This window comes from Cyclonatronum sp. (genome assembly GCF_022565315.1).
Taxonomy (GTDB): Bacteria; Bacteroidota; Rhodothermia; order Balneolales; family Cyclonatronaceae; genus Cyclonatronum.
Map to the genome: position 1 here is coordinate 1 of NZ_JAIUMX010000112.1, position 11507 is coordinate 11507.

10 protein-coding genes and 1 pseudogene are annotated in these 11507 nt (G+C 55.3%); 8 read left to right on the top strand and 3 right to left on the bottom strand.

Annotation, left to right across the window (positions count from 1 at the left end):
* Both LAT75_RS13330 and ric read left to right on the top strand, forming a co-directional pair.
* Positions 1 to 351, top strand: a 351-nt coding sequence (locus LAT75_RS13330; protein WP_291483171.1) for a plastocyanin/azurin family copper-binding protein, incomplete at its 5' end; no start/stop codon positions are given.
* A gap of 89 nt (positions 352 to 440) precedes the next feature.
* A complete protein-coding gene (gene ric / locus LAT75_RS13335) occupies positions 441 to 1157 on the top strand; it encodes an iron-sulfur cluster repair di-iron protein (RefSeq protein WP_291483172.1) in 717 nt (238 codons plus the stop codon).
* A 130-nt stretch (positions 1158 to 1287) separates the two neighbouring features.
* On the opposite strand, the gene LAT75_RS13340 is transcribed toward ric, so the two are convergent.
* The 3 genes from LAT75_RS13340 to LAT75_RS13350 form a co-directional block, all read right to left on the bottom strand.
* Entirely contained in the window at positions 1288 to 2010 is a 723-nt protein-coding gene (locus LAT75_RS13340; protein WP_291483173.1) for an RsmE family RNA methyltransferase, read from the bottom strand.
* 45 nt (positions 2011 to 2055) lie between these two features.
* A complete protein-coding gene (locus LAT75_RS13345) occupies positions 2056 to 2283 on the bottom strand; it encodes a hypothetical protein (RefSeq protein WP_291483174.1) in 228 nt (75 codons plus the stop codon).
* Positions 2284 to 2372: 89 nt separating this feature from the next.
* Complete coding sequence (locus tag LAT75_RS13350) at positions 2373 to 3554, bottom strand: 2'-deoxycytidine 5'-triphosphate deaminase (RefSeq protein WP_291483175.1); 1182 nt, start codon at positions 3552 to 3554, stop codon at positions 2373 to 2375.
* A 321-nt stretch (positions 3555 to 3875) separates the two neighbouring features.
* On the opposite strand from LAT75_RS13350, the gene LAT75_RS13355 reads away from it, so the two are divergent.
* From LAT75_RS13355 to LAT75_RS13380, 6 genes and pseudogenes are all read left to right on the top strand, one after another.
* Entirely contained in the window at positions 3876 to 4088 is a 213-nt protein-coding gene (locus tag LAT75_RS13355; protein ID WP_291483176.1) for a hypothetical protein, read from the top strand.
* 2 nt (positions 4089 to 4090) lie between these two features.
* On the top strand, positions 4091 to 6817 hold the full coding sequence (locus LAT75_RS13360; protein WP_291483177.1) for a sensor histidine kinase: 2727 nt from the start codon (positions 4091 to 4093) through the stop codon (positions 6815 to 6817).
* A gap of 167 nt (positions 6818 to 6984) precedes the next feature.
* Entirely contained in the window at positions 6985 to 7359 is a 375-nt protein-coding gene (locus LAT75_RS13365) for a response regulator (RefSeq protein ID WP_291483178.1), read from the top strand.
* Entirely contained in the window at positions 7349 to 9502 is a 2154-nt protein-coding gene (locus LAT75_RS13370; protein ID WP_291483179.1) for an exonuclease domain-containing protein, read from the top strand. The genes LAT75_RS13365 and LAT75_RS13370 overlap by 11 nt, the downstream gene beginning before the upstream one ends.
* A gap of 302 nt (positions 9503 to 9804) precedes the next feature.
* The gene (locus LAT75_RS13375) at positions 9805 to 10998 is read left to right on the top strand and encodes an AAA family ATPase (protein ID WP_291483180.1); all 1194 of its coding nucleotides are present in this window, start codon (positions 9805 to 9807) and stop codon (positions 10996 to 10998) included.
* Between the two features lie 129 nt (positions 10999 to 11127).
* Positions 11128 to 11507 (top strand): annotated as a pseudogene (locus LAT75_RS13380) (asparagine synthetase B family protein); the annotation flags it as partial.

The following is an 11507-nucleotide window of genomic DNA, read 5'->3' on the forward strand; positions in this document are numbered from 1 at the left end:
ATCGACATCAAGCCCGGCACCACGGTTACCTTCATCAATGAAGATGTGTTCACCTACCTGAGCGGCGAGTTTTCCGGCCTGCACAACGCCGTAGCCATTGGCGGACCCGAGCGCTTTGTTTCCCCGCTGCTCACCCATGCGGAAAGCTGGTCGTTTACCTTCACGGAAGTGGGTGAGTACACCTATATGTGTACCCCTCACCCCTACATGCGCGGCATAATCCGCGTAAGCGAAATTGAAGGAGACGGCTTCTTTACCTCAGCCGGCTTCGGCATAGCAGGCATGCTTATCGCGCTGCTTTCCATCCTGATCGCCTTCATGGCCCTTCGCAGAAAACCCGCACAGGCCTGAAACCGACCGACCTCCCAATCCTGAACCTGAACCTGAACCCGAACCCGGCGCTGCTTTAGCAGGACCTATTCACTTCACCAAAAGAACCCATGCAAACCATATCCTCAGAACATAAAATCGGCGAGATTGTGAGCCTGAACTATCAGGCAGCCGGCGTCTTCAGCAAGTACAATATCGATTTCTGCTGTGGCGGGGGCATCTCCGTTGCGGAAGCCTGCAAAAGAAAAAACCTGCCAGCGGATGTTTTGCTTGAGGAGTTAAATCTGGCTGTGCGGCAAAGCAGCGCAGAAACCCTCGATTATGCCTCCTGGAGCGTAAGCCTGCTCATCAGCTGGATTACAGAAAAACATCACCGCTATGTACGCGGCGCGACTGACGAAATCCTCGCCTGGTCAGCAAAGGTTGCCGACCGCCACGGGCAAACGCTGCCGGTAAACATCCGGATTCATGAGCTGTTCAAGGGGCTTGTCCCCGAGCTGCTGGCCCATCTTGCTTGCGAAGAAGACCGCGTATTCCCGCTGCTGCTCGAGCTGGAAGCCCGCCAAAAAGCGGGCACACCAATAGCCGAAGAACTCAGGAATGCCCTAAAGGCAGAGCTGGCCGAAATGGAAAACGAGCACGACCACGCGGGTGCGGTGATGAAAGAAATCAATGCCTTAACCCGGGGCTACAACCCGCCCGAAATGGCCTGCACCACCTGGCGCGTACTCTGGCACAAACTTTCCGAATTCGAGCAGGACCTGCACAAGCACGTGCATCTCGAAAACAACATCCTGTTCCGGAAGGCAGGCCCGTTGTTGGTGTGATGTCTTTGGTTGTTTAGACATCACGAACAAAGCCGGTTCGCGTCTGCCATGATGCGGACCGGCTTATTTTTTTAGGGCGATGCGTTTCCGGCCTTAACCCGGGCACGGGGTAAAATGCAGCCTGACAGAATTAACCCGAGCAGCCAAACAGCGCCGCACAAACTACAGCCGCCGTTTCAGCGCGGAGGCGCTGCGGACCGAGGTGCAGCAGCCGGGCCTGCGGCAGCGCAGATAGCCGGCTGACCTCGTCATCCGTAAAGCCGCCTTCCGGCCCGATAAACAGCACCCATTCTGTGACCTCAGCGGCTTCCCGATCCGAAATCAGCTCCCTGAAACTCCGGGACGTCCTTCCCCCTTCACCCTCCACAATCTTTTCGTGTGCAATAACGGGAATGTGACCGGTCTCCGCTTCATCCATTTCGCGCATGATTTCAGCGAGGGATGTCGTGCTGATTTCCGGAATCCAGGCGGTGAGGCTTTGCTTGGCCGCGCTGAGGGCAACGGATTCCAGCCGGTCGGCTCGCAGCTTTTGCCGCTCCGTGCGCGTCGTTTCCCCTAAAATTATGCGTTGAACGCCGGTTTCCGTGAGCTTCTCAACCGCCCACTCCATCCGCTGCCTGTTTTTGAGCAGCCCTAAAAAAACGGTAATTCGGGGTTTGGGTCGCTCAGCCTGCGTGAGCTGCACGATCTCCGCCTGCGCTTTTTTCTTTCCGGAGGGAAGCAGCCGGGCGGCAGCGGTGAGTCCGCGCCCGTTTATCAGCCGGATTTCATCGCCGCTTTTGAGCCGCAGCACCTGCAGGGCATGGTGCGTTTCATCGGCGGGCAGCTCAGCGAGCGGAGATAAAGCATCCAAAAACGGGGTATAAAAAGTATGCACGCAGTTCCGGGATGTTTCAGCTTAGCTCTGTGACTTCACGTAAACATCACCGGGAATAAAGCGGGTTTCGCCGGTGAGCAGCATTTTCTGCACGTAGGGATGGCACATCCCGCAGCCTTTACAGGCAATGTCGTTTGCAATGATGTCATCAACGGTTTTGCAGTTCAGTTCCTGAGCGAGTTCGAGGATAGCATCAAATTTTTTGCGATGGCAGACACACATCTTAACAGTTCTTCGGTCATACGTCATGGCGTTATAATAATTAGAGGGTTACTTCAATAATCAATAGTAGCAGAAGGATGAAAGAATAACAGTCGGCTGGCGCGGGCAGCACCGGTTCAGGGCTTGAAATGTTTGCTTAGCTTAAGGTTTTGCCCCTGATAATTGCTTACCACGCCCGAACCGTAGCTCGTTTCGGGCAGGGCGGTATTTGCTTCAAACACCATGCTGAAGAAGGTTTGGCCGTCTTCAACAAGGAAGGGTACATCGTGCGAGCGTACTTCCAGCACGGCCCGGGCTCCGCCGGGATTGGCGCCGAAACCGCTGTCGAAAAAGCCGGCATAGTGCGTGCGGAGCTCCCCAGAGCCGGTATCGTAGGGCACCATTTCGCCGGCGAGATGATCTGGAATCCGGCATCGTTCTTTCGAAGCAAAAATGTAGAATGCTTCGGGTTCGAGAATAATAAAATCTTCCCTGTTGGCATAAATCGGCTCCCAAAACGAAAAGGGATCGTAATGGCCGATTTTGCTCAGGTCAATCACGGCCCGGTTTTTCCGGGCGCGGTAGCCGATGAGGCCGTCTGTGCCGCCTTTCAGGTCAACGCTCATGAAAAGGCCGTTATCCAGCTTGAGCTGTGCATCGGGGATGGGCTTGCCGTCTTCCCCAAACAGGATTGGGGTGAGGGTGTGCGCCTGCATCACCTCATCATCAGAGAGGCGGCTGCTGCCGTGCCTGAGCCTAAGCTGATTTAACTTCTGACCCGTCTGAAGGCGGATGGGAAATGATTTTGGCACTACTTCCAGATACAGAGGCCCCGAGTAACCCGGGGCTATTTCTTCAAAGCGGCGGGAATAATCCGTTACAAGGCGGGTAAAAATATCGAGGCGGCCGGTTGTGCTTTTCGGGTTTGTGCGGGCGCTCACGCGGTTTTCGGTCTCCAGCGTGAAGGTGCCGCCTGAGCCGCCGGAAAGGCTGTAGGTTTGGGAAGTGCTTTCGGGCAGGTTCAGATGCTCGAGCAGCGGAATAATATAGGTGCAGTTGGGCTCGAGCACGCTGCCGTTTTCAATCGAAAACTCATGCTGACACAGCTTGTTTATTTTGGCTTCAACGGTTTCATTCTCCGGCAGGAACCCGCAGCGCACGCGGTAAGCCACCCGGCCCAGACGAAGGTCGATTGAGTTGGGCTGAAACTGTTCTTCTTCGAAAGGATACGCAGCATCAGTCTGAATAACACCGCAGCTGACCAGTTTTCTGAGCTGCTGAACCGGGAAAATCCCTTTTTTGCGGACGGTTAATATCATGGGCTTAATATAGAATTTCCAGCCCATATTGAAAATTCGATTCGGTCTTTTTTTATGGAATATGTGAAAGAATCATCCATTCATTTACACAAATATTATGATAATTAAATCCTGATAGAGTTATCTAATTAATGAGGTTAGAGTTTGTTTTTCTGCTCATATTAGTCCAAACCCATAATTATACTGTAATTCCGTTCTTCTGCCGCCCCTTGCAGGCACCGTTTGCACGCCGGAACGCTTCATGGGAAAAGCAGTGCTTTTAAAATCATCCGCGCTTTTTTACTTTCCACAGTACTCATCCTTCAACCGCACGCACATACCATGGAACAGAACCTTTCTGCCGCCCTCTTTTTCCTGTTTTTATGTGGTATGCTTCTGCTGAGCGCTCCCGTGACCTCCGTTTTTGAAACAATACAGGCCGGGAGCGGTGCCCTTCCGGTTTACCTTTTTGGGGTATGGCTGCTGCTCATCATCGCGGCAGCATGGGTTGTGAGGCGTTCAGCCTCAACTGCCGATGAATCTGAGACCGACTGAGTATGCAGCCCTACATCATTCTTTCGGTTTCCCTGCTGTATCTGCTGATTCTGTTCGGCATCGCCTATTATGCCGACAGGCGAAAAGCGCAGGGCCGCAGCCTGATCGCCAATCCCTACGTTTATGCCCTTTCGCTTGGGGTTTACTGTACAGCCTGGACCTTCTTCGGGAGCGTTGGCCGCGCGGCCGAATCAGGGGTCGGGTTTCTGCCGATCTATCTGGGTCCGACGCTCATGGCGCTGTTGTGGTGGGTTATTCTGCGCAAGATGGTGCGCATCGCCAAGCAGCAGCGCATCACCTCAATTGCTGATTTCGTAGCCTCGCGCTACGGCAAGAGCACGCGCCTGAGCATCGCCATGACCCTCATTACGGTGATTGGCATCATCCCCTACATCGCGCTTCAGCTCAAGGCCATTTCGGGCACTTATCTGGTTTTGAGCGGCAGCAATGTAGGTCAGACCGGCATACTGGCCGATACCGCGCTGTACGCGACTTTTATCCTTGCCGTGTTCACCATTCTGTTCGGGGCGCGGGAGCTTGATGCTACCGAGCGGCACGAAGGCCTGGTAGCAGCAGTCGCCTTTGAATCTATCGTAAAGCTCGTTGCTTTTCTTTCCGTCGGCATTTTCGTGGTGTGGTTCACCTTCGACGGTCCGGCCGACCTCTGGCAGCAGGCCATGGTGCAGCCGGGTCTGCAAAGCCTTTTTTCTTTCGGGGAAGACACCATACCCCTGAGCGAATGGTTTTGGCTCACCCTCATTTCCATGTTTGCGATTCTGTTTCTGCCGCGGCAATTCCAGGTTTCGGTGGTTGAAAACGTTTCAGAGAAGCACATCCTCAAAGCACTCTGGCTGTTCCCGCTTTATCTGTTTGCCATCAATATCTTTGTGATACCCATAGCCCTGGCGGGTCTGCTCCTCTTCCCCGGCGGCACCGTTGATGCCGATACCTTCGTGATCACCATCCCGCTTTTTGAAGGCAGCAGCGCGCTGGCTCTGTTCGCTTTTATCGGCGGGCTTTCTGCCGCTACCGGCATGGTGATTGTGGCTGTTGTGGCGCTGAGCACCATGGTGAGCAACGATCTCGTGATTCCGGCTTTGGTACGGTCCGGCCGCATCGACTTCGCTTCCCGTGCCGATGCCACCGGCTCCCTGCTGCTGATCCGCCGGGTGAGCATCATCCTCATTCTGCTGCTGGCTTACTCTTTTGTGCGCTTTCTGGATCAGGGCTACTCGCTGGTCTCCATCGGGCTTATTTCCTTCGTAGCGGTTGCGCAGTTTGCCCCGGCCATACTCGGCGGACTTTTCTGGAAAGGCGCTTCGCGAAACGGTGCCCTTGCCGGTCTGCTTGCAGGGTTTGCAGTCTGGCTGTTTACCCTCGTACTGCCCACGCTGGAAACCGCCGGGCTGCTGGGCAGCAGCATCACGGAAAACGGCCTGTTCGGTATAGCCCTGCTTCAGCCGTATGCCCTGTTTGGCGTGGGGCACCTCGACCCGATTTCCCACGCGGCCTTTTGGTCGCTCAGCCTCAACGGACTCCTTTTTTTCGGCATCTCGCTGATCAGCCGGCCCGGCCTTTCGGAGCTGGCACAGGCGAGCCTGTTTGTGGACGCCCTCGATCCCGGCCGGCAGCAGCTTCGGGGCAGCTTACGGCCACGGAGCGCATCACCCGAAGACATCATCCTGATTATGCAGCGTTTTCTCGGAGCTGAGCGCACCGCGCGGGCGCTTACGGAATACCGCGAACAGTTCGGCACAACGCCCGACGCCAGCACCCGGATTTTCGAGCAGGACAGCTTCATCAACTATGCCGAAACCCTGCTGGGCGGGGTGATCGGCTCAGCTTCGGCGAGCACGGTAGTGTCGTCGGTTACGCGGGAAGAGCCGCTGAGCATGGAACAGATCATGACCATGCTCGACGAAACGCGGCAGGCGCTGGCCTACAGCAAGCAGCTGGAAGAGAAATCGGCCGCGCTCGAGCTCACCACGGCAGAGCTGAAAGAAGCCAATGCCCGCCTGCTCGAACTCGACGAAATGAAGGATGAGTTCATGTTCACCGTAACGCACGAGCTCAAAACCCCGCTTACGTCCATCCGCGCCTTCACCGAAATTCTGCGCGACAACCCCGGCATCCCGGCTGAAAAAGCCGGCGAGTTTCTCGATATCATCACCCGGGAAACCGAGCGGCTTTCGCGGCTGATTACGCAGATTCTGGACATGCAGCTGCTCGAAAAGGGAGCGATGAAGGCCGATTTCCGGCAGACGAGCCTTTCCGAGATCGCGCGAAATGCGGTTCAGGCTACCGGACATCAGTTTGCGGAAAAAACACAGGCCTTCAGCCACGACCTCGAAAGCTGTGAGCCGATGCCGATGCTTGCCGACGCAGATCAGCTGGAACAGGTGCTGGTAAACCTGCTTTCCAACGCCTCGAAATTCAGCCCTGCCGGGGGGCGCATCACCCTGCACCTCGGCGCTGAGGGTGAGCATTACGTAATTGAGGTTACGGACAACGGACCCGGCATACCGGAAGATGAGCGGGAGCTGGTTTTTGAGAAATTCAGCCGTGCCCGGCACGCAACCGAAGCGAGCATACCCGGTACCGGTTTGGGGCTCAGCATTGTGAAATCCGTGATCGCGCTTCACGGCGGCACCGTCCGGGTTGAGGAAGCCCCCGGCGGCGGCGCGCGCTTCAGGGTTGAGCTGCCACAGAAGCGGAATGGGGAAGCATAAACTGCCGGAGACAACAGCGGCTCAGGCAAAGCTGATTCAAAACTTGAATGCGACCACGAATTCGCTGCCTTTTCCGGCTTTGCAATCGCTTTTCCTGCAATTTACAGCAGATTTTTTTTTACTTTGCAGTACACGTTTTACGGTCCATAAACGAGCTTTCCTTCCATATGCCTGCCAACATTCTGATTGTTGATGACGAACCCAACATTGTGATTTCACTTGAATTTCTGATGGCACAAAACGGCCTGAATCCGTTCATTGCGCGATCAGGCGAGCAGGCCATTGATCATCTTGAAAAACAGATTCCCGACCTGATACTGCTCGATGTGATGCTGCCCAACCGATCGGGCTTTGACATCCTGCAGTACATACGCCGCAGCGAACGCCTTAAAAATATTAAAGTTGTGATGCTAACCGCGCGCGGCCGGGAGCAGGATATTTCAAAGGGGATGGACCTCGGGGCTGATGCCTATGTTACCAAACCCTTTTCAACCCGGGATCTGATAAAAAAAGTGAAGGAGCTTACACAGCGTGAACCGTAACGAGCAAAGGCTTTTCTCTCTGTATTTTTTCTCGGGCTTCGGGGTGATTCTCGCAAGCGTGAGCCTGTTTGCGGTGCTGCTTTGGCAGTTTGATTTTGTAACGATTGAGGGCAGCGGCCTGATCTGGGGGCTGCTGCTGCTGGTTTTGCTGCTGTCGGGTGCACACTTTGCCGGACTCAAGCTTTTTTTCAGCAGGATGCTGGAGCCGCTGAACCGGCTGAATGATGCGCTTCAGGCATTTGAAACCGGCCGGGAGCTGGAACTGCGGGGAAGCACCTTCACCCGAAACCTCATTACCTCCATCAACCGGCTGAATACGGCCTACCGCGAGCTCCGGCAGTCAACCGATGCCCGCATCGCCGAAGCCAACGAGAAGCTGGAGCGGGAGAAGCGCACGCTCGCGACCCTTATTTCGGAGCTTCATTCCGGCGTGATTTTGTGTTCGGGGGAAGGACGCATCACCCTGTACAACCCTGTAATTGAAGAAATGGCCGCCGATGCGCAGGTGAAGGCACGGCTCGGTCTCGGGAAAAATATCCGCGGTTTGTTTGATGCCGGCCTGATTGACTACCTCTTTGAGGAATCGCGCACGCTGCTGGGGTCCGGCAGCAAGGCGCTGTCGGCGGCCGTAAGCTATGCGCCCTCGGGCGACCTTGTGCGGCTGAGCCTGATACCCGTAAGCACCACGGAGGAAAGCGAAGCATGGCTGCTGATTATGCGCAACATCGCCCCGGAAATGCGGCAGGCCGCCGGGCGCGACACCCTGCTGAAACAGCTTTCCGAGCAGGTGCGGGCTTCGGTTGCGAGCATACGCGCGGCGGGGGAAAACCTCTCCGAATACCCCGACATGCCCGCGGCCATGCGACAGAATTTTGTAGGCGTTATCGAAGACGAAGCCGGCCGGCTGGGTTCGCAGGTCACGCAGGTGCTTGGCGAATACGAGCAGACCTACCGCTCCTACTGGCCCAAAGATCCGGTGCTGCTGAGCGAGTTTCTGCAGAATTTCCGGCAGCGCGCAGCAAGCCTGACCGGGCTGGAAGTGACCCTGCCGGACGCACACTCGGCCAACATCATCCGCGTTGATACCTACGCCCTGCTGCTTACTCTGCTGAGCCTGCAGACCCGCATCAGCGAGGCGCTGGGGGAGAAGTCGGTGAAGCTGCACGTCACGGAGCGCGAAAACCTGTGTGAAATCCGGATGCTGACTGCCGGCATGCTGCGGGAGCGCAACGAGCAGCTGCTGCAGCGCTGGCTGGCTGAGAAACCGAGCCTGGCAGGCAGCGCGCACCCGGTGGAAGCCGGTGAGATTCTCGACCGGCATGATGCAGAAGTGTGGATCAAAACCAACCGGGAGCTGAGCGACGCGCCGCAGACCGAGCTCTGCATTGTGCTGCCCTCAGAAAAACCCGCGGCTTCCGAAATACACCCGGCCGGTACAAAGGCAGAGAGCACGGCCGCAAACCCGGCGGGACCCGCAGCCTCCCGGCCGGTGTATTACGATTTTGAAATCTTCCTGCAATCCAAAACCTCCCCCGAGCTGGCCGATGCCAAACTCTCCGAACTCAGCTTCACCGTCTTCGATCTGGAAACCACGGGCCTGAACCCTTCCATCGGAGATGAAATCATCTCCTTCGGCGGCATCCGGATTCTGAACAGCCGGCTGCTCACGCACGACACCTTCGACGCGCTGTGCAAGCCCTCCCGGCCTGTGAGTCCTGAATCCACAGCAATACACGGCATCACCAACGAAATGCTCACCGGAAAGCCGCCCGTTACGGAAGTGCTGCCTGCCTTCCACGCCTGGTGCGAAAACAGCGTACTTGTAGGCCACAACATCGCCTTCGACCTGCGCTTCCTCAAAATGCTCGAAAAACGGAGCGGCCTCAGCTTCACGCAGCCGGCGCTGGACACGCTGCTGCTTTCCTCTGTGCTCTTCCCCGATGCCGAAGCGCACGGACTCGAAGTGCTGTGCGCAAAGTTCGGCATCACCGTAAAGGGCCGGCACTCCGCCCTGGGAGATGCCATCGCGACCGCGGAAGTATTCGCCTACCTCATCCCGCTGCTCGCCGAGCGCGGCATCACAACCCTGGCACAGGCCCGCGAACTCAGCAAAGACTCTCACTTCAACATGCTGAAATACTGATTCTTCGAAAAAACAAGATTGCTTATCAGAATAAGCATAAATATCTAAAAATTGCTTAGCGCATTAAGCAATTTTTGTCTGGTAATTGTTCGCGAAGTACAATCCTAAAAGTGAGGCAGGGAAGGCTTCCTTCAAAAGAAATCCCTCATAAGAAATTTGCTACAAAAACGATCAGATCGTTTCAGTGAACCAAACAAGCCCTTGCACTTCATCAACACCGGACTCCTTCTGCTATATTCATTTTGCTTGCTCTGATAAGCAATAATTTCATATTTTGCTTATTACACTAAGCAAAATATCTAATGCAGCAGCTTTTCGAAAAATCTGTTCAAAAGGTGATGCGGATTGAGCGTCACTTCAAAAGAAGCCTCTCAGACGAGATCGACTGGTCGTCGCGGCTCATTGGCATAAAAGGGGCACGCGGCGCGGGTAAAACGACGCTCATGCTACAGTACATGCGGGAAAACCTCCCGATGAACGAGCAAAGTCTGTACGTGAGCCTTGATGCCGCCTGGTTCATGAATCATTCACTGACTGACCTTATGGATGATTTCGTGAAGGCAGGCGGGCGCTTTCTTTTTCTGGATGAAGTTCACAAATACCCCGGCTGGTCAGGCGCACTCAAAAATGCGTGGGATGATTATCCGGATTTAAAAATCGTGTTCTCCGGCTCATCTCTCCTTGAAATCCTGAATGCGCGGGCCGACCTCAGCCGACGGGCAATCACCTATACGCTGCCGGGGCTCAGCTTCCGGGAATACATCGCCCTCTCCGCCGGGCATACCTTTCCGGCTTATCCGCTGGAGGAGATTATTGAGCATCACATTGCCATTGCGGCTGAAATCAACGCGGTGCTGCGACCGCTGCCGCTGTTCAGAAATTATCTTCGGGATGGCTTTTATCCCTTTTTCCGGGAGTCGCCTCAAACCTACCTTTGGCGACTGGAAGAAGTGCTGAACTACGTGCTTGAAGTAGAGCTGCCCCTGCTGCGGGGGCTCGAAATCTCTTATGTGGCCAAAATCAAGCAGCTGATGCAGATCATCGCTGAATCGGTGCCCTTCACGCCGAACGTCACGGAGCTCAGCAGCAGAATCGGCATCAACCGAAACACCCTTGTTTCCTACTTCCACTACCTTGAGGAAGCGAACATCATCAACAACCTGTACAAGGATGCCAAAGGGCTCACGAAGATGCAGAAGCCGGCTAAGATCCTGATGGAAAACACCAATATTATGCATGCGCTCGCCCCGCATAAGGTGAACAAGGGCGCCGGGCGGGAGACTTTCTTTGTGAATCAGCTCAAAGCAGCTCACCTCGTGGAGTATGCCAACATCGGAGATTTCCGGGTTGACGGTACTTATCTGTTTGAGGTTGGCGGCAAAAACAAGACGCCCGCGCAGCTCAAAGGTGCTGCCCGATCGCAGGTTGCTGCCGATGATATCGAAACGGGCTACGGCCGCATCATCCCGCTTTGGCTTTTCGGATTTCTGAGGTGAAGTACGCGCTCCGGCTTTAGGTGTCGCGCAGCTAAAAACTGCACGTCCGAAATCTTCCTTCTTTTTGATGTGTTAGCCCTATATTCCAAAAAAAGTATCGCAACATTCATCACACTTACATCAGAGATAATGCCCGTAACCTACGTTAAACTCAACGACTTTGTGAGCCTGCTCGACCCGGCAGCCAACATCATCCTGAACATGAGCGCCGCAGAAGCGGAAGAAATTGTGCGCAGCGGAAACCCCGCTAAAGTGCGCTCGATAGAAGGCAGCTTCGCCATCGTAACCAAAAACGGGATGGAGGTCACCATGGCGCGGTCCATCAGCCGGCCGATGCGCTATTTTATGGCCAAGCAGGTAGCCGGTCCGCTGCTGATTGTCGCCGAGCGGATCGACGAAATTTATGAATACCTCAAAAGCCTCGACCTGCACCATCAGTTCAATCCGGCCTACACCCGCATGGTACCCGCGCACTATGTGGTGAAGCTTCAGGTGGTGGGCTGCCCCGA